This is a genomic window from Deferrivibrio sp., assembly GCF_055117995.1.
In genome coordinates this window covers 1-25710 of record NZ_JBSQOT010000018.1, presented here as the reverse complement: position 1 = coordinate 25710, position 25710 = coordinate 1, and the positions used below count along the sequence as shown (strand labels likewise).

At 34.4% G+C, this 25710-nt stretch carries 20 protein-coding genes and 1 tRNA gene; 14 read left to right on the top strand and 7 right to left on the bottom strand.

Translation table 11 applies throughout. From position 1 onward, the window contains the following. Positions 1-2: 2 nt before the first annotated feature. On the bottom strand, positions 3-1307 hold the full coding sequence (locus ACTCAF_RS06445; protein WP_463062473.1) for an aminotransferase class I/II-fold pyridoxal phosphate-dependent enzyme: 1305 nt from the start codon (positions 1305-1307) through the stop codon (positions 3-5). A 124-nt stretch (positions 1308-1431) separates the two neighbouring features. On the opposite strand from ACTCAF_RS06445, the gene ACTCAF_RS06440 reads away from it, so the two are divergent. Further along, the gene (locus ACTCAF_RS06440) at positions 1432-1941 is read left to right on the top strand and encodes a ferritin family protein (protein WP_463062472.1); all 510 of its coding nucleotides are present in this window, start codon (positions 1432-1434) and stop codon (positions 1939-1941) included. A 9-nt stretch (positions 1942-1950) separates the two neighbouring features. Here the strand turns inward: ACTCAF_RS06440 and lpxK are convergent, their stop codons facing one another. Genes lpxK through ACTCAF_RS06425 form a run of 3 tightly spaced genes read right to left on the bottom strand, consistent with a single transcriptional unit; the run spans position 1951 to position 5130 of the window. Beyond that, positions 1951-2856, bottom strand: coding sequence for a tetraacyldisaccharide 4'-kinase (gene lpxK, locus ACTCAF_RS06435; protein ID WP_463062471.1), 906 nt, complete (start codon positions 2854-2856; stop codon positions 1951-1953). Further along, positions 2853-4001, bottom strand: coding sequence for an MFS transporter (locus ACTCAF_RS06430; protein WP_463062470.1), 1149 nt, complete (start codon positions 3999-4001; stop codon positions 2853-2855). Before ACTCAF_RS06430 ends, lpxK begins: the two co-directional genes overlap by 4 nt. A 1-nt stretch (position 4002) precedes the next feature. Beyond that, complete coding sequence (locus ACTCAF_RS06425; protein ID WP_463062469.1) at positions 4003-5130, bottom strand: aminotransferase class I/II-fold pyridoxal phosphate-dependent enzyme; 1128 nt, start codon at positions 5128-5130, stop codon at positions 4003-4005. Between the two features lie 128 nt (positions 5131-5258). On the opposite strand from ACTCAF_RS06425, the gene ilvA reads away from it, so the two are divergent. The 11 genes from ilvA (at position 5259) to ACTCAF_RS06370 (ending at position 20987) form a co-directional block, all read left to right on the top strand. Further along, on the top strand, positions 5259-6458 hold the full coding sequence (gene ilvA / locus ACTCAF_RS06420; protein ID WP_463062468.1) for a threonine ammonia-lyase: 1200 nt from the start codon (positions 5259-5261) through the stop codon (positions 6456-6458). Continuing rightward, on the top strand, positions 6451-7785 hold the full coding sequence (gene dnaA / locus ACTCAF_RS06415; protein WP_463062467.1) for a chromosomal replication initiator protein DnaA: 1335 nt from the start codon (positions 6451-6453) through the stop codon (positions 7783-7785). Before ilvA ends, dnaA begins: the two co-directional genes overlap by 8 nt. A gap of 254 nt (positions 7786-8039) precedes the next feature. Next, positions 8040-9146 (top strand): DNA polymerase III subunit beta, encoded by a 1107-nt coding sequence (dnaN, locus tag ACTCAF_RS06410; protein ID WP_463062466.1) that lies wholly within the window; start codon positions 8040-8042, stop codon positions 9144-9146. Beyond that, positions 9146-10144 carry a DNA replication/repair protein RecF gene (recF, locus tag ACTCAF_RS06405; RefSeq protein WP_463062465.1) on the top strand — a complete coding sequence of 333 codons (999 nt, stop codon included), beginning with the start codon at positions 9146-9148 and terminating at the stop codon, positions 10142-10144. Before dnaN ends, recF begins: the two co-directional genes overlap by 1 nt. An 8-nt stretch (positions 10145-10152) precedes the next feature. Continuing rightward, positions 10153-12528 carry a DNA topoisomerase (ATP-hydrolyzing) subunit B gene (gene gyrB / locus ACTCAF_RS06400; protein ID WP_463062464.1) on the top strand — a complete coding sequence of 792 codons (2376 nt, stop codon included), beginning with the start codon at positions 10153-10155 and terminating at the stop codon, positions 12526-12528. A gap of 11 nt (positions 12529-12539) precedes the next feature. After that, entirely contained in the window at positions 12540-14954 is a 2415-nt protein-coding gene (gyrA, locus tag ACTCAF_RS06395) for a DNA gyrase subunit A (protein WP_463062463.1), read from the top strand. Continuing rightward, entirely contained in the window at positions 14955-15809 is an 855-nt protein-coding gene (gene folD / locus ACTCAF_RS06390) for a bifunctional methylenetetrahydrofolate dehydrogenase/methenyltetrahydrofolate cyclohydrolase FolD (RefSeq protein ID WP_463062462.1), read from the top strand. Beyond that, the gene (gene mnmE / locus ACTCAF_RS06385; protein ID WP_463062461.1) at positions 15810-17144 is read left to right on the top strand and encodes a tRNA uridine-5-carboxymethylaminomethyl(34) synthesis GTPase MnmE; all 1335 of its coding nucleotides are present in this window, start codon (positions 15810-15812) and stop codon (positions 17142-17144) included. A 25-nt stretch (positions 17145-17169) separates the two neighbouring features. Continuing rightward, positions 17170-19044, top strand: a complete 1875-nt coding sequence (gene mnmG, locus ACTCAF_RS06380) for a tRNA uridine-5-carboxymethylaminomethyl(34) synthesis enzyme MnmG (protein WP_463062460.1) — start codon at positions 17170-17172, stop codon at positions 19042-19044. Between the two features lie 52 nt (positions 19045-19096). Beyond that, on the top strand, positions 19097-19663 hold the full coding sequence (gene rsmG / locus ACTCAF_RS06375; protein ID WP_463062459.1) for a 16S rRNA (guanine(527)-N(7))-methyltransferase RsmG: 567 nt from the start codon (positions 19097-19099) through the stop codon (positions 19661-19663). Continuing rightward, positions 19620-20987, top strand: a complete 1368-nt coding sequence (locus tag ACTCAF_RS06370; protein ID WP_463062458.1) for a hypothetical protein — start codon at positions 19620-19622, stop codon at positions 20985-20987. The genes rsmG and ACTCAF_RS06370 overlap by 44 nt, the downstream gene beginning before the upstream one ends. A 22-nt stretch (positions 20988-21009) precedes the next feature. Here ACTCAF_RS06370 and ACTCAF_RS06365 read toward each other — a convergent pair whose 3' ends face one another. From ACTCAF_RS06365 to ACTCAF_RS06355, 3 genes are all read right to left on the bottom strand, one after another. Beyond that, positions 21010-22332, bottom strand: coding sequence for an anaerobic C4-dicarboxylate transporter (locus ACTCAF_RS06365; RefSeq protein WP_463062486.1), 1323 nt, complete (start codon positions 22330-22332; stop codon positions 21010-21012). Positions 22333-22424: 92 nt separating this feature from the next. Further along, positions 22425-23117, bottom strand: a complete 693-nt coding sequence (locus ACTCAF_RS06360; RefSeq protein ID WP_463062457.1) for a response regulator — start codon at positions 23115-23117, stop codon at positions 22425-22427. Further along, complete coding sequence (locus ACTCAF_RS06355; RefSeq protein ID WP_463062456.1) at positions 23114-24691, bottom strand: ATP-binding protein; 1578 nt, start codon at positions 24689-24691, stop codon at positions 23114-23116. Before ACTCAF_RS06355 ends, ACTCAF_RS06360 begins: the two co-directional genes overlap by 4 nt. Before the next feature lie 136 nt (positions 24692-24827). Here ACTCAF_RS06355 and ACTCAF_RS06350 point away from each other — a divergent pair, with 136 nt between their 5' ends. Then, a complete protein-coding gene (locus tag ACTCAF_RS06350) occupies positions 24828-25097 on the top strand; it encodes a metal-sensitive transcriptional regulator (protein WP_463062455.1) in 270 nt (89 codons plus the stop codon). A gap of 68 nt (positions 25098-25165) precedes the next feature. Beyond that, positions 25166-25238 (top strand) — tRNA-Phe (locus ACTCAF_RS06345). Positions 25239-25710 lie beyond the last annotated feature (472 nt).

Here is a 25710-nt window from a genome sequence, read left to right as displayed (position 1 = left end):
TTTCAGGCCAAATCTTTGCAGCCTTTATAAATGATATCAAACAATTCTTGCACCTGTTCAACTTCAATACATGAAAATGCAATTCTTAAATCTGATTTATTTACTGAAATAGTTCCAACGCCATATTTTTCAAGCAAATGAACCCTTAAGGTTTCAGCGTCAACATTTTTAAGCTTTAGGCACATAAAGTAACCGGAGTTAAAAGGATAATATGTAAATTCATCACTGTAGTCCGAATTATTTAGCACTTCCTTTACTTTAAGCCCTCTTGCCTTCATGATTTCATATTTTTTCTGTTTGTCAGCATAGAAATTAGGATGTTCAAGGGCCTTGAGTACAAACGTCTGGGATGGATGAGGACAATTTGAAATGGTACCTCTTATGAGACCGGCCACCTTCTTTTCAAGAGCCCCAAGAAGGTTTGCCTGAGGTGTATTATTTGTTGAACCAAAAGTAATAAATCCTACCCTGAAACCCCAAACATATTCCTCTTTTGTAGCACCATCAAGTTTTACGGCAAGAAGATTGTCACTCTCGCCTGCAAGATATCCGAAGAGTGATTCTGTCATACTATCTTCATAAAAAAGTCCAAAATATGCATCATCAGTAACCACCACAAGCTTTGTTCCTGAATTTGCAATTTCTATCAAGCCGTCTGCTATTGCTTTGCCTTCATCAACAGTTGGCATATAGCCTGCCGGGTTGTTTGGAAAATTTAAGATTATAATAACCTTATCTTTAATTTTGGCACATTCTTTTACCTTTTCAAGAAGCGCATTTACATCAAATTTTCCGTCATCTGTAAATGTGTTGAAAGTGCTTATCTCAGCCCCTCTTCTCACAGAAAATGTCAATCTGTAGTTGCCCCAAAACATATCAGGCATAACTACATAATCCCCATTGTCCATAAACATATCGGCAACAATGCTCAACCCGTGAGTAAGAGCATTTGTAACAATAGGGGTACTAATATATTTCCCATTCATGGCAGGATTTTCTTTGAGCATTTTTTCTTTCCATTTTGCCCTGAGTTCCGGTTTGCCGGTTGCAGGCGCGTATGGAAAAAGGTCTTTGGGGTCGAATGCTTTAAGACCCTCATAAATACAGTCAAGATACATAGGCTTGCCATTTTCGGTAGCTGTGCCTATTGTGGCATTAAATTTATATGCCTTCTCTTTTGCCTCTGCCGACTGAGTTAAAATACCCTTTGGCATAAAAAGGCTTTTGCCCAAATCTGACAACATTTCATACACTTTCGGATTATCTTTTTTGATAAGCTCGTTAAGCTCAACTGCAATTGGGTTCATACTTTACCTCCCGGAGTATAAATTAACTTTCTATTTAGTTTATTAATAATATTATTTCAATATTTATTGTAAATTTTTCAAAAAAAGATATAATTAAATAACAATTCAAAATAAGGGGGAATTTATGGCAGAAAGATTGTTGGAAGCATTAAAGCTTGCTTATGAGGCAGAAAAGGAAGGCTTAAGAAGTTACCTGAAATATGCAAGAAAAACCAAAGTTGGTGTTGGTAAAGATATGTTCATCCAGCTTGCAGCAGATGAAGTTGATCATATGGAATTAATTGAAAATTTCAGGGAAAAAATATTGGCAGGGCAACCTATTGAGGCTGTTAATGTCCCTAAAGGGCGTCTTTCAAAGTTTATGCCCAATATCAAAGATGCAAGTCTACAGCCTGTTGACAGGGCAGATATTGGCGACGAAGAGGCTTTAAAAATTGCTCTTGAACATGAAAAAAAGGCAATGGAGTTTTATAAGGCGGAAGCTGCGGCAGCTACCGATCCAAAAGTGAAAGAATTTTTTGAAAAACTTGCTGATGTGGAATCAAAGCACTATGCCATTATTCAGGCTGAGCTTGATTCTATCAGAGGTGACGGCTTCTGGTTTGATACAATTGAATTTTCAGTAGAAATGTAAAAAAGCAGCCTACACAGGCTGCTTTTTTTTATAGACCTCTTCAATGGTTTTGAAAAAGTGTTCATAATCATTCATCTTTACTTGAATTTTTGCAAAATAAATACTATTTGCGTATTTGTCAGGTATTTTTACAAAGTCTTTTTCGGTAGTTATGATAATTTGCCCGTTTGATTTCTTAACAATATTCTCTATCTCAGGCTCAGAGTAAATATGATGGTCTTTAAAACTATACGTTTTTGTAAGGTTAATACCATTTCTTTCAAGCATTCTGAAAAAAAGACGATTATTTGCAATTCCGCTGAAGGCCACACATTTTTCAGTTGCAATCTCTTTGTTGGTTATGTTTTTGTTCGCACTAAAAAAACCTTTAAGTATGTAGTTTGAGAAAAATACGGGCTTTCCCTTGATAAATTTATGCACTCTGTCAGGGATTTTTTCTTCCTCTGCCTTGTTGAAAACAACTATATCTGCTCTTTTTATTGCCGAAGGGAACTCTCTCAAATAGCCAAATGGGAAGACAAGCCCGGTTGATAGTGGATTGTTGTGGTCAAGCAATAATATATCTACATCCCTTTTCATCCTTTTATGCTGAAATCCGTCATCTAAAATAAATGTATCACAATGATATCTTTTAAGCCCTATTTCATACCCCTTTGTCCTGTCCTTACCTGTAATAACTACTGCAGACTTAAGTCTTGAAGCTATAAGATATGGCTCATCCGCTGCCAGAGGTGGGATAAAATATATTTTTTCTCCATCTGACAGGACATTTGTTTCATATCCGATTTGCCCTTTATAGCCTCTTGACAAAACACACACTTTATTCCCTTTTGATAAAAAATATTCACCTATCATCATTACAAAAGGGGTCTTGCCTGTCCCCCCCATTGTTATGTTGCCCACAGAAATAATCATGATTCTTCATACCTCTTAATAAACTGTACCGACAAAAGCGAAGCCAGGCTTAAAAAAGCACCAGCTACAAACGGAATTTTGTAGTTAATAAGCCATAACATTCCTCCCAGGACCGGCAAAAAAACAGCAGCAATATGGTTTATAGTAAAACCTACTGCCATACTGGAGGCTATATCTTTTTCATCCGCTATTTTTTGAAAAAATGTTTTTATGGCTATTGAAAAATTGAAAAAAATATGATCCAGAATATAAAGCACGCCTGCCATTAAAGGGCTATTGGTATATGCATAGCCCAGAAAAATGAAAATCAGGGAAAAATATTCAAGAGAAAGCATTTTTCTCTCACCAAATCGATTGATATATCTGCCGATCATTGGGCTTATAATAAAATTGATAAAATTATTCAAAAAGAATAAAATGGCCACAGTCTGAACAGAGTACTGAAACTTTTTAACCAGCAAAAAAACAGAAAACGCTGTAAATATTTGTCTTCTTGCCCCGGCGAGAAATGTAAGCAAATAAAACAACCAATACTTTTTCCTAAAAATCATCTTTTTAGTCTGAACAGGTTTTGTTGAATCCACAGGGTCTATAAATGATGCTGTAATTGCTATTAAAACCACAAAGCTGCCTAAAATCATGTAAGATGCTTTGTAGTCAAAATATTTTGTAAGCAAATAAACGATAACCCCCGTGACTATGCTTGTGATGGCGGCAATGGAACGTAGTCTTCCAAAAACAAGTGGGGATTTTGATTTTTCGAAATATTGCAATGTCAGAGATTGATTTACTGTTTCATAATAATGAAATCCAAAAGACATAATAAGTGTCGTTATGGCAACTCCTGCAAGTGTCGGGAATAGCCCCGTCAAAAATATACCGATGCCAAGTATTAATATTGATAAAACCGCCAGTCTGTGTTCTTTTATAAAAATCAAAAGATAAACAACCAATAGGGCAAGAAAACCTGGAATTTCCCGTACAGATTGAGTAAACCCCATATCAAAACCGTCAAAATTTGCCCTTTCCACAGCAAAATTATTAAAAAGTGTCATCCACCCCTGCAGCCCGGTAAAAGAGGCCACAGTAAGGAGCATGAGCATTACAAACATCTTTTTTTCGGAAGCAGTTAAAAAGGCAGACATATTATTTTCTATTTTTTAAATATTGGGCAATCCTGTTTATACCCTCTTTCATATGCTCTATATTTCTTGTGTAGGCAAATCTTATATATCTGTTTGTATTATTTTTACCAAAATCCACACCTGGAGTGACAGCTACCTGTATATTTTCAAGCAACTCTTTTGCAAACTCAAAAGAATCATTTGTATAATCAGATACGTCTACCCAGATGTAAAATGCACCTTCAGGCACAACGTCTATTTTAAAAAGTTTTGACAATTCACTATATAAAAAATCCCTTCTTTCCTTGAATATCCCCCTACATTTTTCAAGATAGTCGTAATCAAAAGCACATACCCCTATCTCCTGGCTGATGCTTGAAGCGGAAATAAAAAGATTTTGCATCAAAACTTCAGCCTTTCTCACAAGGTGCTGAGGTAAAACCATCCATCCAAGTCTTATTCCAGGCATACAAAAATATTTTGAAAATCCGTTTATAACTATTGCATTTTCAGAAAATTGAAGCGCTGTTGAAACTTTGTCATCAGTATATGTAAGCCCATGGTATATCTCGTCTGAAATAAAATTGATCCCTTTATCGTCACAATATTCTATAAGTTCTTTCAGCGTATTGTTTGAATAAATATTTCCAATAGGATTTGAAGGGGAAGAGATTTGTACTGTTTTTATTCCGGAAATATTTTTTAAGTGGCAAACTCTCATTTCATAGTTTGTCGTTGAGTCAACAGGAATAAATTCAGGCGCAATATCAAGTATATATGAAAAATTTTTATAGCATGGATAAGATGGGTCTGTAAGGGCAATTTTTTCTTTGCTGTTAAGGGTGATTGCATATGCAATGAGAAATGCCCCTGAGGTGCCCGGAGTTACGAGTATTCTCTCTATTGGCACATCAATATTGTAAAACTTCTTATAATATTCGGCTATCTTTTCTCTTAACGGTTTTATCCCAAGGCTTTCCGTGTAGGGAAAGTCAAGACTTTCGGCAACATGTTCAAGCGCTTTTTTTACATTTTTAGATGGCGGCAAATCTGGTTGTCCTACTTCAAAATGAATAACATTATCAAGCTCTTTAGTCCTTTTTATAATATCCATCACTATAAATGGCGAAACATTTTTCAATCTGTCCATATTTCAACCTCTTTTATTTTGTTTATATAGATTATTTGTATTTTACAAATAATTCAATCTAAAAAAAATGATGACTCATTCTAAATTTTTTGTTATCATTGGAATTTACTATTAACAGGGAGTCAAACTTGACGGAAAAGATAAAGGTTGCAAAAAAGCTTATCGAAAAATATATAAAACATCTGCCACTTTATTATTCAAACAATTTTTCTGAAATTTACAAAGGTGACATCTATTTTAAGCTGGAAAACCTTCAAAGGACGGGCTCATTTAAAATAAGAGGCGCACTCAGCTCTATTTTAAACAATACAGATAAGTGCAAGGTAGGGGTCGTCGCCGCTTCAGCAGGTAATCATGCACAGGGGGTTGCTTTTGGCTCAAGTCTTTTTGATATAAAAGCTACCATAGTTATGCCCAAACAAACGCCTCTTGTGAAGGTTCAAAATACAAAGGGGTATGGAGCAGAAGTCGTATTGTATGGAAACAGTTATGATGAGGCATATTTGCACGCATTAAAACTTTCTGAGGAAAAAGGATATTATTTTATACACCCTTTCAACGACATAGATGTTATCGCAGGTCAGGGCACAATTGCCCTTGAAGTTTTAGAAGAAAATCCTGATATTGATCAGGTAGTTGTCCCGATAGGAGGAGGAGGACTAATTGCAGGTATTTCTTCTTATGTAAAAGCGTTTAACCCTAAAATAAAGGTTATAGGCGTCCAATCGGAAAATGCCGCCGGCATGTACTACTCCTTTTTAAGAAAAAGCCTTGTTACCCTTTCAAGCTCATCCACGATAGCAGAAGGGATTGCTGTCAAAAAAGTCGGTGATATTACGTATAATATATGCAAACAAAATGTTGATCAAATTGTCACTGTTTCTGAAAATGAAATTGCATTTGCAATTTTGCAGTATATTGAAAAATCAAAGCTTGTGGTAGAAGGTGCCGGAGCTGTGCCTTTGGCAGCTGTTTTGGCCAACAAAATTGATGTATCGGGTAAAACTACCGTACTTGTAGTTTCCGGCGGAAATATTGACGTAAATCTTATTTCAAGAGTTATCAACAAAGGGCTTGTCACAACTGGAAGATTTGCTCAAATTTCTATTATTCTAAAAGATATACCTGGTTCACTCTCGTCTGTTACAGATATTATTGCAAAGTGTGGGGCAAATATTTTAGACATAAAGCATTATAGGTTTGACCTTAATCTTCCGGTGAATTATACTAAGGTAGTTTTTGATATTGAAACAAAGGGAAGGGAACATATTGAAGAAATACTCCAAAAATTACTCAAAGAAGGTTATGAGGCGATGGTAAATGGCTGAAGGTAGAATCTGGGACGAAGTGTTGAAATATGCAAGCCCAGTACTTGGTGAGCAGGTTGTGGAAACATGGCTTAAACCATTGTCAGTCAAAGAGTTGAGAGGCGATTTAATTACATTGAGCGCCCCAAACAGATTCTATAAAAACTGGATTGAAGACAAATATTTAAATACCATAAAAAAAATTTTCGTAGAGGAACTTTCCATTGATGCTGATATCGCTATAGAAATATCAAACAATAACATTGAAGCTAAAAGCAATGAATCTCTTGTTTATGTAAATCCTGAAATCAACATACCAAAATTTTCAACAAACCTTAACAAGCAATATACTTTTGATAATTTTGTTGTGGGAAGCTCTAATCAGTTTGCATTTTCTGCGGCATCTGCAGTAGCAGAAGGATATTTTCATACATATAACCCACTTTTTATATACGGTGGTGTTGGTCTTGGGAAAACTCATATTATGCATGCAATTGGAAATAAGCTGATAAAATCATTCCCAAAGCTCAAAATATTATATATCAGCAGTGAAAGCTTTACAAATGAGATGATTTATTCTTTGAAATCGAAATCTATGGACACTTTCAGAGACAAATATCGTAATATTGATGTGCTTTTATTTGATGATGTGCAGTTTCTTGCAGGCAAAACGAGAAGCACGGAAGAGTTTTTTTATACTTTTAACACTCTTTATGATGAGCAAAAACAGATTATTATAACAAGCGACAAAACTCCTGATGAAATACCTGAAATGGAAGAAAGGCTGACCAGTAGATTTGCCTGGGGTTTAATTGCCGATATACAACCACCCAATATTGAAGAAAAAACTGCTATTCTTCTCAAAAGGGCTGAAATTATGGGGATATATTTGAGTGATGAATTAGCCCTGTTTCTGGCAGAAAATTTAAAGGGGGATAATGTAAGGGAGCTTATAGGGGCACTTATAAGGCTTAGTGCATATGCATCATTCAACAGTGAGCCTTTGAGTATAGAATTTGCAAAAAAATGCCTGGACAGATTTCTTATCAAAAAGGATAAAATTATAAATCCGGATACAATTGTAGAAACCATATGCACTCATTTCAATGTAAAAATGTCCGAATTAAAATCCAAAAAAAGAACAAAAAGCATATCTTTGCCAAGACAGATTGCAATGTATATCTTACGAAATAAGCTAAACATATCTCTTCAGGAAATAGGGGAAATTTTTGGTGGAAGGGACCACTCAACTGTTTTGCACTCCCTGTCCCAAATAGAATCAAAAATAAAAAAAGATGTTGAATTAAAAACACTTATAAGCAATATCAACAAACAAATTTATAAATAATTTTTTCTTTTTCCTATCAGTAAGTTAAATTTAGATACATTTGTTGAATAATTGTATATTAATATGCTATTTCCATTTTTACCAAAATTTTGTTAGATATTGTTGATAACAAATCAAAGTTTTACACATAAAATTTTTTTTGAAACTCATTATAAAATATTGAAAAATTAACTTGTCAACAATATAAACATACTCTATTATTACTATGATTATCTTTTTAAAAACATATTATTAATCTTCCAATGGAGGAAATGATGAAACTAAAAATTGTAAAAGAAGATCTTCAAGAAGTCTTAAACCACGCAATAAATTTTACGAGCTCCAAAAACCTGAATTCAATACTTCAAAATATATTAATAGAGGCTGAAGAAAACGCATTGACAATCAGAGCATCAAACATACACACCGCATTTACATCCAAAATAGATGCTACCGTTGAAAGCACAGGCATTACAACGGTTCCCTGTAAAAAACTGCTTGATATAGTAAAAGAATTACCTCAGTCTGCAGTAGTAGATTTCAGTTTTGATGGTCATAAACTTAAGATAAAAAGCGGAAAAGCATCTTTTAATCTTTCCACTTTAAGCCCTGAACTATTTCCCACTATTGGAGAAATAACACCTGAATATTTTATAGAAATACCAGGAAAAAATCTTCAATCAATTTTAAAAAAGGTATATTTCTGTATTTCAAACGACACCTCAAAAATCGAATATAGCGGTTGTCATTTCAAGGCTTACGGAAACAAACTTGAAGTTTCTGCAGCGGATTATCAAAGAATAGCAATGGCATTTACCGAATTTGATGAAGAATTTTCCGATGAATTCTTAATAAACATACCTAAAAAAACCGTAATTGAGCTTATTAAAATCCTTGAAAAGGACGAACTTGTAAAAATTGAAACAGACAGAAAACAGATAGTCTTCAAGGTAGGAAATATCGAAATTTATTCCAAACTCATAGAAAAATATATTAAAAGTATCACAACTTTATTTAATACGGAATATCCTGTTTCTGCAAAATTACCTAAAAATGAATTTATCGAAGTTTTGAAGAGAGTTTCTTCCATTACAAGTGAAATTACCCATGGCGTTGTCTTATCTTTCAACAATGGAAAAGTATCTATTTACAGCCTTGAAACTGAATACGGTCTCGGGCATGATTATATCGAAAATATTGATTACAAAGGTGAAGATTTAGATATAATTTTCAATTCTAAACAGTTGATAGAAATTTTGAGTGCCATAGAAAGCGATTTTGTAGAATTAAAAATGAATGGAAGGAAAAGTCCTGCTATAATAATACCTCAAGATAATTGGTACAAGTACCTTATAGTACCTTTGACTATTGAACAGTTTTGATGATACTTGAAAAATTAAGGTTAGTTAATTTCAGGAATCATAAAGACAGCATATTTGAGTTTGACAGGGTAAACTATATTTCGGGAGATAATGGCGCTGGAAAAACAAGCGTTGCTGAAGCAATCTCCCTGATTTTTACTTTGAAAAGTTTTAGGCAGTACAATTTAAAAAAAGTTATCAATTTTGGCTCTGAATATTTTTATTTAAATTCAATAATAAACAACTCTGGCAAAAAATATGATATAAAATTTAAATATTCAAAAAAAAAAGAATTGTTTGTAAATAATAACAAGGAAAATCCTGAAAATTATATCAAAGATAAATTACTGTTCACATATTCCCCAGAAAATGAAGGTATTTTGTCCAAAAATCAGAGAGATAGAAGAAATTTTATTGATAGAGCAATATTTTATACGGATTTCAATTACATAGAACTTTTAAAAAATTATAATAAACTTCTTGAAATGAAAAAAAATCTATTGTTATCTGAAAAGTTTGACAGGGAGTATTTAGCTGTAATTAATGATAAACTATTTATTTTAAGTGGCAAAATAAGTAAGTACAGAAAATTATGGGCTGATGCTATTAACGCTAAATTATCCTTAAATTTGGGGGATATTATTTCTGATGAAAAATTTAAAATAGTAATTAAGCAAATCAACATTGATAAAGATATTTTACAAAGAGAAATTTTTTTGAAAAAAATAATTGCAGGAGCTCATCTTGATAAAATTTATTTCTATCTTAATGATAAACTTTATGAAGATTTTGCTTCTTTTGGTCAGAGAAAAACATTTTCATTATTAACTTTGGCATCTGTTTTATTCTCTATTGAAGATTTGGGAAAAAATGGTATAATCTTAGTTTTAGATGATTTTGAGGTTGGCCTTGATAGTAAGAGAATTGGTGTTTTTAAGTCTATTTTTGAAAAGTATCAGGTAATAGTTACCGGGGTGGAAAACAGGTACTTTAAAAATGCAAATAATATCAAATTATAGGGAGATATATGACTGAAAATAGAAAAGATTATAATGAAGAAAGTATTAAGGTCTTAGAAGGTCTTGAGCCGGTTAGACAAAGACCGGGGATGTATATTGGCTCTGTTGATCAGAGGGGACTTCATCATCTTGTGTATGAGGTGGTTGACAACTCAATTGACGAGGCTACCGCCGGGCATTGTGATGATATCAAAGTTACTCTTCATGTGGATGGAAGTGTTACTGTTGAGGACAACGGTAGAGGGATACCGGTTGGCGAACACCCTGTGGCAAAGAAACCTACCGTTGAAGTTGTAATGACCACACTTCACGCTGGCGGTAAGTTTAATTCAGGGGCATATTATGCTTCCGGTGGTCTTCATGGTGTGGGGGTTAGTGTTGTAAACGCACTATCTGAGTATCTTGAGGTGACTATAAAACGAGATGGTGGTGTTTATTTTCAAAGATACGAGCGTGGAGTGCCTGTTGAGGAATTTAAAAAAATAGGTACAACAAATAAGACCGGTACAAAGGTAACTTTCAAACCTGATCCGGAAATTTTTGAGACAACAGAGTTTTCTTATGAAATTCTTGCAAAAAGATTGAGAGAGCTCGCATTTTTAAACAGTGGAATAAGGATTACTATAAATGATGAATTTCAGGGGAAAAAGAATGAATATTTTGCTGAAGGCGGGATTGTCAGTTATCTAAAATATTTGAATAGGGCAAAAAATCTTCTTCTTGATGAGCCAATTTATATAAAAAACTCACACGAAAATATTTTTGTGGAAATTGCGTTTATATATAACGACACATATAATGAAAATATAATATCTTTTGTGAATAATATTCATACTGTTGAAGGCGGTACACATGAGGCAGGTTTTAAATCTTCATATACAAAAGTTTTTAATTCATTTATAAATAAACATGGACTTTTAAAGGAAAAGGTTAATCTTACCGGCGATGATTTGAGAGAAGGTTTGTCTGCAATTATTTCCGTTAGGATGAATGAACCTGTTTTTGAAGGGCAGACAAAAGGTAAACTTGGTTCATCTCAGGCAAGGGTTGCAGTGGAAACTGTTATGAACGGTTATTTGCCTGATTTTCTTGAAGAAAATCCGAATATAGTTAAGAAAATACTTGATAAAGCGATTCAGGCCTACAGGGCAAGGGAAGCTGCAAGAAAGGCTAAAGAGATTACGCGAAGAAAGAGCGCACTTGAGGTTTCTACGTTACCAGGAAAGCTTGCAGATTGTCAGGAAAAAGACCCTGCCAAGTCGGAGCTTTTTATTGTCGAGGGTGATTCTGCTGGTGGCTCGGCCAAGCAGTGCAGAGACAGAAGATTTCAGGCTATTTTGCCGCTTAAGGGTAAAATTTTAAATGTAGAAAAGGCAAGGTTTGATAAATTATTATCAAATAATGAAATAAAAAATATAATTACTGCCCTTGGGACTGGTATCGGCAAAGATGATTTTAATATTGAAAAATTAAGATATCACAAAATTATCATTATGACGGATGCGGATGTGGATGGTGCTCATATTTCCACGTTGTTGATGACATTTTTCTTTAGATATATGAGGGAAATAATTGAAAGAGGTTACTTATATGTCGCAAGACCACCTCTTTATAAGGTTAAAAAAGGGAAGACAGAGAAGTACATCAATGATGAGCATGAAATGCAGGATTTTATCCTTGAGCTTGGTCTTGAAGGTGTTGAAATAGATGCACTGTCGCCTCATAGATACAATGAAATCTTTAAAAATCTCATTAAATACTTTGAATTGTTAACTATCTATCAGAAAAGAGAATTGCCTTTTGAGCTCATTTATGAGTTGTCCTTGTACGATAATTTGAAACCTTCCTCTTTAAACGAAAAAGAATTTGTTGAGAGCTTGTTTAATTATCTTAAAGATAAAGAACTTTTCAGTATTTTCAAAAAATCCTATATCGATTTTAATCCTGAATATGGCAGATATAATATAATTCTTGAGGGTTCAAAGGGTATTTTCATTGTTAATACTGATTTTATAGGTAGCCCTGAGTTTAAGGAGCTTCAAAGATTATCAAAATTTGTGAAGGAAGTTGGAACTGAAAATATAAGAGTAAAGGTTGAGGGTGAAGAGATTGTTTTTAGTGATCTGAAAAGTCTTGTCGATTTTGTGGAATCAAGAGGTAAAAAAGGGTTAAATATTCAGAGGTACAAAGGTTTAGGGGAAATGAATCCGGAGCAGCTCTGGGAAACTACTGTTGACCCTGAAAGAAGGACTCTTTATCGTATTACCATAAACGATGCTGAAGAAGCGGATGAGCTTTTTTCTCTTTTGATGGGGGATATAGTTGCCCCAAGAAGGGAATTTATTGAAAATAATGCGCTGAATGCCAAAAATATAGATATTTAGTAGAGGTTTAGATGGAAAAAAATAAAGGTATTATTGATATAAGTGTAGAAGATTCAATCAAGGGTAGTTATCTTGATTATGCAATGAGTGTTATTGTTGGAAGGGCTCTTCCTGATGTGAGGGATGGTTTAAAGCCTGTGCATAGAAGGGTATTGTATGCTATGCACGAAATGGGTGTTTCTCATAATAAACCTTTTAAGAAATCAGCAAGAATTGTAGGGGATGTTATCGGTAAATTCCACCCTCACGGTGATGCTGCAGTTTATGATACAGTAGTAAGGCTTGCCCAGGATTTTTCTATGAGATATCAGCTCATTGACGGACAGGGTAATTTTGGTTCAGTTGATGGTGACTCGGCAGCTGCAATGAGATATACGGAAATCAGAATGTCCAGAATTGCTGAGGAGATGTTGGCGGATATTGATAAAGAAACTGTGGATTTTATACCCAATTATGATAATTCGCTTGTAGAGCCTGTGGTTTTACCTACAAAAATACCGAATTTAATCATTAATGGTACAAGCGGTATTGCTGTTGGTATGGCAACAAATATCCCTCCGCATAATCTGTCTGAAATTATTGATGCTCTTGTATATATGATTGATAATCCCGATTACTCCCATGAAGATATTTTTAGGATTGTAAAAGGCCCTGATTTTCCTACTGCCGGAATTATTATGGGGATAAATGATATTAGAAATGCATATATAACCGGAAGAGGAAGCATAAAGGTAAGGGCAAAAGCTGAGATTGAAGAATTTAAGAGTGGTAAGCAACAGATAGTTGTTACTGAGATTCCTTATCTTGTAAATAAGGCAAGCCTTATTGAAAAGATTGCGGAGCTTGTAAGAGATAAGAAAATTGTGGGGATTACCGACCTCAGGGATGAATCAGATAGGGATGGTATAAGGGTTGTAATTGAAATCAAAAAAGGTGAATTACCCGATGTAATTTTGAATCAGTTGTTTAAGTTTACCCAGTTAGAGACTTCATTTGGTTTTAATATGGTAGCTCTTGTCAATGGCAAGCCTCAGACTCTGTCACTATTTAGGATTCTTGAAGAGTTTTTGAACCACAGAGTTGTGGTAGTTACAAGGCGCACAAGATATCTGCTAAAAAAAGCCGAGGAAAGGCTTCATATTTTAGAAGGGTTAAAAACAGCTGTTGAAAATATTGATGAAGTTATAAAAATCATAAAGGCATCAAAAGACACTCAATCTGCAAAATCAAATCTTATAGAAAGGTTTAATTTCAGCGATGTTCAGGCTCAGGCTATTCTTGAAATGAGATTGCAAAAATTAACCGGCCTTGAAATTGATAAACTTATTGAGGAGTATAAAAATACTCTCAAGAATATAGAATATTACAAAACGATTCTTTCCAATCACAGTGTCTTGATGGGCATTATTAGAGAGGAATTAATCGAGATTAAAGATAAGTATGGTGATGATAGAAAAACGGTTATTGAGTCTGATGCGGAAGAGTTATTTATAGAAGACTTGATTCCTGACAGTGAAACTGTTGTTACTATCACTCATAACGGATATATAAAAAGGACTCTTTTATCTTCTTTTACGTCCCAAAGAAGGGGAGGAAAAGGGAAAAGTGCCACAATGAGCAAAGGGGATGATTTTGTACAGAGCCTTATATTGAGTACTAATCATTCTAAATTGCTATTTTTTACCAACAAAGGGAGAATACATTTTCTTAAAACTTACGAACTGCCGGAGTCAGCTCCAGGGACAAGAGGTCGTCATATAGCAAACCTTTTAAGCCTTGAACCGGAAGAGTATATTGCTTCAGCCATTTCTGTAAGTGAAAACACAAAAGATAAGTATATTTTTATGTGCACTAAATATGGTACGGTAAAAAAAGTTGATGTTGAACAGTTTAAGAGTGGACGAAGCGGAATGATTGCAATCAAATTAAAAGATGGTGATGAGATAATCGGTACTGAGCTTACTTCGGATGATGATAATATTATTCTTGCCACAAAAAAGGGGAAGACCTTGCAGTTTTCTTCTCAGGATGTAAGGCCAATGGGCAGAAATGCTGTTGGGGTGAGAGGTATCACATTAAGCAAAGATGACAGAGTGGTGTCTATGGAGGTTATTTCAGGGCATCCATTTATCCTTACTGTTACATCAAATGGTTTTGGTAAATGTTCACTTGTGACCGATTACAGAATCCAAAATAGGGGTGGAAAAGGTCTTAAACTTGCCAAAATAAATGAAAAAACCGGTCCTGTGGTAGGTGCTCGTCAGGTTAAGATGGAAGATGATATTATGCTGATTGTAAAAAGTGGTAAAATTATAAGAATAAGTGTTTCTGAGATACCTGTTTTAAGTCGTGATACCCAGGGGGTTAAACTTATGAATACAGGTGATGATGAGATTATATCTATTGCCGTTGTCAAGGAGGATTAGATGACGACTATTATTGATGGGAAGGCTTTGGGACAAAAGATTAGAAGCAACATTGCCGGAGAGGTTACACTGCTCAAGGAGAAGTTGGGCCGAAAACCAGGTCTTTCAGTTGTTTTGGTAGGGGATGATGCTGCAAGCCAGGTATATGTAAATATGAAGGAAAAAGCTTGCATTGAAGCAGGTTTTAATTCATCGATATATAGACTTGGCAGCAATACGACTACTGACGAGCTCTTAAATCTTATTGATGATTTGAATAAAAATGATAATATTGACGGAATACTTGTACAGTTGCCTTTACCTGAACAGATTGATGAAAAAAAGGTTTTATATAAAATTGACCCATCAAAAGATGTTGACGGTTTTCATCCTGTAAATGTTGGTTTGCTAAATATAGGTGAGGATACTTTGTTTCCTTGCACACCTTATGGCGTTATGAAGATATTTGAAGAATACAATATTGAACTTTCCGGGAAAAATGCTGTAGTTATTGGGAGAAGCAATATAGTGGGCAAGCCTATGGCAGCGCTTTTACTTAAGGCAAATGCTACTGTAACTATTTGTCATTCAAGAACAAAAGATATCCCAGCTTTGTGTAGAAATGCAGATATTATTGTTGCGGCCGTGGGGATTCCAAAATTTGTCACGGCGGACTTTGTGAAAGATGGTGCTGTGGTAATAGATGTTGGTATAAATAGATTGGAAGGGAAACTTGTCGGTGATGTGGATTATGATGGTATTTTTGATAAATGCAGTTATATCACTCCCGTCCCCGGAGGCGTTGGTCCAATGACTATTGCAATGCTTATGTATAATACTCTCAAATCTTTTAAAGTGAGAAATAACCTACTGTAAATGGATACGATATTTGCTCCAATAACGCCCGTAGTTAGCAGCGCAGTTATAGTTGTTCGTATATCAGGGAAAGATACTGTAAAAGCTTTTAAACTTTTTAGAAAAAAAAACGGCAGTATACCCGCATTTGAACATGCAAGGGTGTATCATTTAAAATTTATTCACAATAACAAAGAATTGGATGACGTGATTGCATATTATTTCAAGTCTCCCAAATCATATACAGGAGAAGATATTTTGGAAATATCCTTTCATGGCAATCCAAAAATTCTTTCTATGGCATTTAATGAATTCATCAAACTTGGTTTTAGATTTGCCGAGCCAGGTGAATTTACAAAAAGGGCTTTTTTGAATGGTAAGCTTGATTTATCTCAGGCTGAAGCTGTGAATGAGTTGATTTCCGCTAAAAGTGAATATGCCGTTATGAGATCTTTTGAGCAACTTAAAGGAAATCTTAAGGCTGATATACTTGAATTTAAAGATAAACTCATAGATGTGCTTTCTGTTGTCGAAGTGTTTGTAGATTTTCCTGATGAAGATATTGACGATGAACAAATTGTCTTCTGCAGAAACCAGCTAAAATCTGTAATAGATAAATTGTCTTATATGATAGATACATTTAATAAAATGAAGTATTTCAAGTATGGTGTCACAGTTGCAATCGCAGGTAGACCCAATGTTGGCAAGTCTTCTTTGCTTAATACTCTTCTCAATGAGGACAGGGCAATTGTTTCAGATATTCCAGGCACAACCCGTGATTTTATTGAAGAAACAATTATGATAAAAGATTTGCCTGTCAGATTTGTTGATACTGCAGGATTAAGAGATACCGACTCAGATATTGAATCTGCAGGCATTGGTTTCAGTTATAAGCGTATTAAGGAAGCTGATATTGTCCTTCTTGTTTTTGATGCCTCCAATCCTTTGTCAACGGAGGATATAAATCTTTTGGACGATGTTAAGGGGGAAAATGTTATAAAAGTTGCAAATAAGTGTGACAAACCTATTTGTGCCAAGATGGATTATGATGTATTGATTTCAGCAAAATCAAAAATTAATATAGACAAACTTACTGATCTTATTTATGAAAGGGCTGTTGGCGCAGATTTTGACAAGTCAAATCAGACTTTTTTAATTACCGAACGGCATTATAATGCTTTCCTGGATGTATATAACACTTTGTCGACTTTATATTCCAATTTCGATACTGATAAACTCGATCTTATATCTATCGATTTGCAGGACTGTCTTGAAAAGATTACTGAAATAACCGGTCAAAAATATACAAACGAATTATTGGACAATATTTTTTCAAAATTTTGCATTGGAAAATAGTTTCACGTGAAACAAGGGGTCAATTATGTATGAATACAATAAAAAATATGATGTAATTGTTATTGGCGCCGGCCATGCCGGGTGTGAGGCTGCGCTTGCAGCTGCAAGGATGGGTGCAAAAACATTGCTTTTAACAATATATATTGAGACTATTGCTCAAATGAGTTGTAATCCTGCGATAGGCGGTCTTGCAAAGGGTAATCTTGTAAAAGACCTTGATGCTCTTGGCGGCGAGATGGGCAAAAATATTGATGATACAGGTATACAATTTAGAATATTAAACAGCAAAAAAGGTCCCGCTGTCAGAAGCTCAAGGGCTCAGGCAGATAAGAAATTATATCGTGACAGGATGCTAAGTGTTTTAATGCAGCAGACCGGGCTGGATGTAAAGCAGGGTGTTGTTACTGACCTTATTGTGCAAAATAATCAAATATTGGGGGTTGAGGTTGATTTTGGCTCAGTATTTTTAAGTAAGCGAGTAATAATTTGCTCAGGGACTTTTTTAAATGGATTGATACATATAGGTGAGAAAAGATACAGCGCAGGAAGAATGAATGAGTTTCCTTCGATTGCCCTTGCAGAAAATTTAAAGCGACTGGGATTCAAACTTGATAGATTGAAAACGGGAACACCGGCCAGACTACACGCAGATTCTATTGATTTTTCGAAACTTGAAGTTCAATATGGCGACACTCACCCAAGACCTTTTTCATTTGAAAATGATTCGGTAAGACTGCCACAACTTCCCTGTCATGTTGCTTATACAAATAAAAAAACACACGAAATAATCAGGGAAAATTTACATCGCTCACCATTATACGCTGGTGTAATAAAAGGGATAGGGCCAAGATATTGCCCATCAATTGAAGATAAAGTGAAAAAATTTCCAGACAAAAACAGACATCAGATATTCCTCGAGCCAGAGGGGTTAGAATGTAAGGAGTATTATGCAAACGGGTTTTCATCATCTTTGCCAATAGATGTTCAGTATAAAATGTACCGGACGCTTGAGGGTTTGGAAAATGTTGAGTTTGTAAGGCCTGCATATGCTATCGAATATGACTTTGTTCAGCCCACCAATTTGTATCCGACTCTTGAAACCAAACTGATAAAGGGGTTGTATTTTGCAGGCCAAATTAACGGAACAACGGGCTACGAAGAAGCTGCTGTCCAAGGATTTATTGCTGCAGTCAATGCGGTTTTGTCTCTTGACAACAGGGAGCCGTTTATATTGAGAAGAGATGAGAGCTACATAGGGGTTATGATTGACGACCTGGTTACCAAGGGGGTTGACGAACCTTACAGAGTTTTTCACTCAAGAGGGGAATACAGACTGCTTCTAAGGGAAGATAATGCCGAATACAGACTTATAGAATATGGCAGACAATTTGGACTTATAAGTGAAATGCGCTATAAAAGATTTATTCAGGAAAAATTGAGCCTGGACAGTTTGTTGGATGAGTTGAAAAACACAAAAATTAAGCTAAACGAGGATAATTTAAAAAATTTAAATGAGCTTGGTATTTCAATTAATGAGGGGATTTCCTGTTTTGATATACTAAAAAGACCTGATGTTGAAATAACAGCGCTTGGTAAATATATTGATTTTGGCAAGTATCATAGCAGGGTTGCTGAACAAGCTGAAATTTTAATTAAATATGACGGTTATATTAAAAAGCAATATTCAGAAGCGGAAAAATTAAAAACTCTTGAAAATGTACGTATACCTGAATGGGTGTGTTTTGATAAAATTCCTGGACTGAGAAGAGAATATGTGGAGAAACTTACTGCAATTCAACCCAAAACATTAGGTCAGGCTTCAAGAATTCAAGGGATGACTCCTGCTGCTGTTTCGCTGCTTCATGTATATATTGAAAGGGAAAGAAAAAGTGTTAAATAAATATTTATTTTTTACCCCCGAACAATATATCCTCTTTGAAAAACTTTATTCAATGATAGCTGATACCCCTATTAATCTTACAAGGATAACGGCAAAGGATGATTTCTATCTCAAGCATATCCTGGACAGCATATACTTTATCAAATACTTGGATGCTGATTTTCAGACAGGTATAGATGTAGGGACAGGGGGCGGTTTTCCGGGGATTATACTTGCAATATATTTTAGGAATAAAAACTTTTACCTTGTGGACAGCGTAAAGAAAAAATGCGATTTTGTGGCAAAATTTATTGCTGAGCTTGGGCTTAAAAATGCGTATGTAGTAAATAGCAGGGTGGAAAATATTAAAGATATTAAAGGTGATATTATATTTTCAAGAGGTGTTGGAAAGGTAGAAGAAATATTAAGGCTTACAAAAAATGTTTCACATGAAACAACTGCCTACCTTTTTTATAAAGGGGAAAATATCGATAGCGAAATTAATACAGCAATAAAATATATAAAAAAGAGAGGCCTTATTTATGACAATATCAGGGTACAGGAGCCTATTTTACGCAGCTATTTGTATTTTAATAGTGCTAATTATATCAGGCTGCGCAGAAAAAAAAATATTGACTGATACGACTCTTGATGTTTCAACAAAATTTTATGCTATAAAAAAGGCGGATAAAAGGGATCTAAAAGTACTGGAAAGACTTCTTCTGGGAAGTCCGGACAAAAGAAAATACGCTGTATTGATAGGAAGTTATTACTATAAAATAGGGGAGATAGAAAAATCAAAAAAATATCTTCAGAAATACTACAATGAAGAAAGTTCAGATCCCGGTATTTATGTTCTGAACAATTATTTGTTAGGCGCAATATATAAGGATAATAATGAAGAAAGAGCAAAATACATAAATGAAGCAGACAAATATAAAAGTTTGAGCGAGTACAGATATTTTCTAAACTATTTTTGCGGAAAAGATGCTCATACTTTTAAAGATTGTTTCAAAGAGGATAAGAAGGAAGCAAATGCAATAAAAGCGGAAATAAAAGAAGAAGTAACTGACAATAAAACAACGGAAATAGCAGTACCGACCGAAGATGATGAAAAGCAAATTGCTACAAAAGCTCTTTTTATAGACAAAGATTCTTACCAGATTATTAATGGATTGTTATACACAATTGAACAGGGTAAGCTTGACATAAAATTGGTAGATGACAGCAATGAGGCGGAATATGTTATTAATGATAAAACAAAGCTAAAAATAAATGATAACATAACCGACTTTGGTATTGATTATGGGCCTCTACTTGATATGGCATCAATCGACGACTACATCCTTAATTCAAAGTATGTTTTTATAGTAGTTAATGACAGACAAATAAACGAGGGGAAATATATATTGGATAATCTTAAATTGTTTGGAATAAAAAGTGCGCTTTCAAATTATGAGTCAGGACGATTGAAAGATATGTATGACAGAGTGGTTGTGGTGCCGGCAAATAACAATGCAACATTTTACGATTATAATGAAAATACAATATTGCCCGACAATGTAACATTCATTGGAATTGGCAATAATGACGCAATAAAAAAAATGATACCCTACATAAGATATGTGGCTGCAAATCCACAAGATGTTAAAATAGTGATTGCAACAGATTATGTTGGTGACGAAATATTAGATAATGATTATTACCCCTATTTTAGGAATGTAAAAATATATACATATCTTAATTCGTCAAAATTTGGAGAGGGATACGATTTTATGGAAGGGTACAAAAATTACTACGGAGAATATCCAGATATATATCAGTATATAGCGCATGATATGATAAAATATATGAATAATGATAACGAATTCCTGACATCTATAAAAAATATTTCTGACGGGCGTGTAGACAGAGAAGCGAAATGTTTTTATGTAAATTACAGAATGCTTGAAAGATGCAAATAAAAAGGCAGCATAAGCTGCCCTTTTATAATATAACGGCTATAAAATAACCAACAAGACACGCGGTAACTACCCCTACAAGACCAGGCATCATAAAACTGTGATTGAAGTAAAATTTGCCAATCTTTGTAGTACCTGAGATGTCAAAGGTAACAGTAGCAATATCAGAAGGATAATTAGGGATAAAGAAATAGCCATAACATGATGGCATAATACCGATTAACAGAGCTGGATTTAAGCCTAAGCCAAGACCTACAGGGAGCATCATTTTACATGTTGCAGCCTGGGAATTAACTACTACAGAAACAATGAACATAGCTAACGCAAAAGTCCATGGATAAGCCTGCACAGTAGCAGTAATTGTGTCCTTGAAATGTGGCATGGCAAATTTGAAGTAAGTATCGCTCATCCACGCAATACCGTAAATGGCAAGAGCGGCAATCATACCGGACTTAAACACTACACCTTCAGGTACCTTATTAACTTTTGTTTTGGTAACGATCAAAATAATACCACCAAAAGCAAGCATAATCATCTGGATGATAACTGCCATACTAAGAGGCTTACTACCTTCTGTTATAGTTCTTATTGATGGAAATAGGGCAATTATAACAATAACTGCAATGGATAAGACAAAGATTAAAACAGACTGAGCGGCTGATTTGGGCAATTTTTCACCTAAAGTAGTTTGTGTAGTGTTAAGTATTCTCTCTCTCCATATTGGGTCATTAAGTCTTCTTTGAAACTCGGGATCATCATCAAGCTCCTTGCCACGCTTTAGGCTATAAAGTGAAATGGCAAGTAGACCAATAAAAGTAGCTGGTATAGTTACTGATAAAATTGAGAAAAGAGTGATATTGCTGTTAATTTTAGAAAGCTCGGAAAGATAATAAACGACAGCAGCTGAAAGAGGGCTTGCAGTAATCCCAAGCTGAGAAGCAATAGATGCAGCAGCCATTGGTCTTTCAGGTCTTATTTTGTTTTTTAGTGCTACGTCGCCAATAATGGGCATAATAGAGTAAACAGCATGGCCTGTGCCCAGCATAAAAGTTAAAAGATAAGTAGTGATAGGTCCAAGGAAAACAATATATTTAGGATTGGACCTAATAATTTTTTCAGCAATTTGAAGCATATACTTCAAACCGCCAGCAGCTTCAAGTATCGAAGCACAAGTAACAACAGCCATAATGATAAGCATTACAGTAATTGGTGGTGATGAAGGGGGCATATGGAAGATAAACACTTCGATAATAAGTCCAAGGCCAGAAACTACAGATAAACCTATACCGCCATACCTGCTGCCAATGTAAAGCATCAGCAACAAGAATAAAAATTGTAAAAATAGTATCATACGTACCTCCTGTCATTTGATAGGAGGCATAATATTAACTAATTGATAAATGGCAATAATATGGAAATAAAGAATTTAAAATAAATAAATTACTTTTTGAACTTTTTGCACACAAGGATATATTTTTTTTCAGGCCTACCTATAGTCCCATAATCGATATTGACGTCGATGACTCCGATTTCCCGGAGATATTCAAGATATCGTCTTGCAGTATTACGACTGACACCAATTTTATCCTTAAGCTCGGAAGCAGTTATTTCATCACCGTAATGATTCAAAAATTCAATGATTTTATTTAGTGTAAGTTTATCAATACCTTTAGGAGTATCGTTATGCAAAGGGGGAGAGGTAAGCTCAACTTTAAAGATTTTGTCAACAACATCCTGGTCAGCCACATCAATTTTGTTTATTTGACTATAATATGACTTATAGTTTTCAAGTGTAGAAATAAATCTGTCAAGAATTACAGGCTTTATAATATAGTCAAAAACACCGCCCAATTTTGCTTCTCGCAAAGTTTCAGAATCTTTTGCAGCTGTAATTATAATAATATCAGTGTTTATATGATTTGATCTTATTTCCCAGAGCAAATCAATGCCGGATTTTTCGGGAAAATATATATCCAGAAGGATTAAATCAGGCTTTAATATCTCAAGCATCTCCTTTGCAGAAGAGATGTCATTGGCTATTCCAACAACTTCAAAGCCCGGAACCTTATTGGTAAATCTTTCATGAAGCCTTGCAATTTCAATATTATCTTCAATAATTAACACTTTGATCATAAAGCATCCTGATTTTTAAAAGATATCTTAAACATTGCACCTTTATACTTTTTAGAAAAAGAAATATCAACAGAAGCATTAAATCTGTCAAAAATATTTTTGGCAATACTAAGGCCAAGCCCTCTATTACTCCCTTTGGTAGAATAGCCTGATTCAAGTATTTTCTCAGTATTTTGAATACCAGGTCCGTTATCCTCCACAATAATTTCAACGAAATCTTTATCGGAGTTAAAAGTTAATTCAACAATAGCATTCAATCCATTATGACTTGATGCAGCTTCAATTGCATTATCAATAATATTACCGATAGCTGTTACAAGAATATCGCTATTTTTGACTGGTGAAGCAATGCCAGTGCTGTTTTCATTAAACAATAATTTACATCCTATTTCTCCGGCTTTGCTCATCTTGCTAATCAATAAAGCAGAAATATATTTGTCATTGATCTTCTCATCAATAAATTTCATAAAAGACTGAAATTGCCTTGATTCACTAATGATAAGATTTGAAGCCTCTTCATATTCGCCAAGCTGGATTAACCCCGCAATTATATGCAGCTTGTTGGAATATTCATGGCTCTGGGTTCTAAGAATTTCAGACATCTTTTTCAAACTAAGGATTTCATTCTTCAAAGCGTCTATTTCATCTTTTCTTCTAAAAGAAAAAACAAAACCTGAAGCAATGTTATTGTATTCAAGCTTGCTAATATTCAAGAGCAGTGTCGAATCACCAATAACAAACTCCAAATCTTTAACATAATCACCTATCAATTTATTATTGATAAAATATTTATTTGAAATCTTGTTGATAAAATCTGTTAAGCTTGTTTTCATAGACTCCAATATACTGATAGCGGAATTATTAACAAAATAAATATTTAATTCATTGTCAACGGCTATTACCCCCTCCCTTAAAGAATTAAATATAGTTTCCCTTTGTATATATAAAGAAGCAATTTCTTTAGGCTCAAGGTTTAAAGTAATTTTTTTTATATGGTTTGAAATAAAGATAACGGCAGTAAATGCAACAATAAACATCATAAACACAAAAAACAGACCGATTAACATATAATTGAATATAACATGAAAAATAGTTTCTTTTAGGTAGCCAACAGAAACAAAACCGATAACATCATTATTGTTAATGACAGGCGCAAATGCCCTTATAGATGGGCCAAGGGTGCCAATTGATGAGGAAATATATGCTCTTTTCTTGTTAATGGCGTCAAAATAGTCACCACCGACAAACTTCTTACCAATCATTTCAGGGTTAGGGTGAGTAAGGCGGATACCATCTTTGTTGGCGACAACGATAAAAGCAGCATCAGTATATGTTCGAATATTTTCGATTTTATTCTGAATATCATTACTGCCGGTTAAAAGTGCATTGTTTACAGATTTCATTTTTGAAATAGCAATGGCAAGGTTTAATGCTTTTTGACCGGATGTGGACTGAACAAACTGAGATACAAAAATGTAAAAAGAAAGAAAAGATACGGCAAGCTGGGCTAATAATAAACAGGATATAAAAAAAACCAACTTTCCTCTGATAGTACCTAAAAAAGATTTAATCATATGTTATCCATAAATGAAATATACATAAACATTAAACAAATTAGAGAAAGTGTCAATAGAATTGCAAATTTGAAAAATAAAAGTTAAAATTAAGTAATCTCAGGTTAGAAAGAATAGAAGAATAAAAGGAAGGGCTATGGTAAGTGAAGATAAAAAAAAGAGTATTCTGATTAGACTTGCAAAAATAGAAGGACAGGTAAGGGGAATATCAAATATGGTGAATGAGGATAAATATTGTATTGATATAATTAATCAAATAAATGCCACAAAAAGGGCACTGGATAAAGTAGCGATGATTATACTTAAAAATCATGTAAATTCATGCGTTACAAATGCCATAAAGCGCGATAACAGCGAACCGATTATTGACGAACTGATTGACGTGATAGATAAATACATAAAATGAATTATTGGCAAAAAATACTTGACAAGAAACCCTTTTTCGATTAGATACATCAGACACTTTTTTGGTGTGCCCAGGTAGCTCAGTCGGCAGAGCAGAGGACTGAAAATCCTCGTGTCGGTGGTTCGATTCCGCCCCTGGGCATTTTTTATTATCAATAAATTAGCCCAATTTTTTTACCTTACGAAAAAACTGTAAATTTTAAAATGATACTATTTTTTTTGATTGTGTATTCCTGATAAGAGGATAAAAAACAGCATCATCAAAGCTAATGACCGATAGATGATTTATTGTTTTATAAAAGAAGATACTTTAAGAATTGTTCATTAGTCTTTTGTCTGCCTGCTGAAGAAGTTCCGAGAGAACATTAGACTTATCTTCGGCTGTTGATCCAAATATTCTGTCTATGAGTGCTTCAAGACTCTTGAACCGAAGAATGTAATCGGCTTGTCCTTTTGTGAGTCATTTGATTGTTCCTGCGATGTCTATTTGTGTGAGGATTTTTTCAATTTCTTGTTGTTAAAGGTAAAATAATTCCCCAGTAAAAGGCCCTTAAAAATCCCCACCTGTGTATGTTAACATGCCTCCACCAAATACATAGGTTGGAGGTAAATAA

Coding starts and splice junctions, on each gene's coding strand:
- ACTCAF_RS06445 (WP_463062473.1), bottom strand. CDS start 1,307: ATGAACCCAATTGCAGTTGAGCTTAACGAGCTTATCAAAAAAGATAAT.
- ACTCAF_RS06440 (WP_463062472.1), top strand. CDS start 1,432: ATGGCAGAAAGATTGTTGGAAGCATTAAAGCTTGCTTATGAGGCAGAA.
- lpxK (WP_463062471.1), bottom strand. CDS start 2,856: ATGATTATTTCTGTGGGCAACATAACAATGGGGGGGACAGGCAAGACC.
- ACTCAF_RS06430 (WP_463062470.1), bottom strand. CDS start 4,001: ATGTCTGCCTTTTTAACTGCTTCCGAAAAAAAGATGTTTGTAATGCTC.
- ACTCAF_RS06425 (WP_463062469.1), bottom strand. CDS start 5,130: ATGGACAGATTGAAAAATGTTTCGCCATTTATAGTGATGGATATTATA.
- dnaA (WP_463062467.1), top strand. CDS start 6,451: ATGGCTGAAGGTAGAATCTGGGACGAAGTGTTGAAATATGCAAGCCCA.
- dnaN (WP_463062466.1), top strand. CDS start 8,040: ATGAAACTAAAAATTGTAAAAGAAGATCTTCAAGAAGTCTTAAACCAC.
- recF (WP_463062465.1), top strand. CDS start 9,146: ATGATACTTGAAAAATTAAGGTTAGTTAATTTCAGGAATCATAAAGAC.
- gyrB (WP_463062464.1), top strand. CDS start 10,153: ATGACTGAAAATAGAAAAGATTATAATGAAGAAAGTATTAAGGTCTTA.
- gyrA (WP_463062463.1), top strand. CDS start 12,540: ATGGAAAAAAATAAAGGTATTATTGATATAAGTGTAGAAGATTCAATC.
- folD (WP_463062462.1), top strand. CDS start 14,955: ATGACGACTATTATTGATGGGAAGGCTTTGGGACAAAAGATTAGAAGC.
- mnmE (WP_463062461.1), top strand. CDS start 15,810: ATGGATACGATATTTGCTCCAATAACGCCCGTAGTTAGCAGCGCAGTT.
- mnmG (WP_463062460.1), top strand. CDS start 17,170: ATGTATGAATACAATAAAAAATATGATGTAATTGTTATTGGCGCCGGC.
- rsmG (WP_463062459.1), top strand. CDS start 19,097: ATGATAGCTGATACCCCTATTAATCTTACAAGGATAACGGCAAAGGAT.
- ACTCAF_RS06360 (WP_463062457.1), bottom strand. CDS start 23,117: ATGATCAAAGTGTTAATTATTGAAGATAATATTGAAATTGCAAGGCTT.
- ACTCAF_RS06355 (WP_463062456.1), bottom strand. CDS start 24,691: ATGATTAAATCTTTTTTAGGTACTATCAGAGGAAAGTTGGTTTTTTTT.
- ACTCAF_RS06350 (WP_463062455.1), top strand. CDS start 24,828: ATGGTAAGTGAAGATAAAAAAAAGAGTATTCTGATTAGACTTGCAAAA.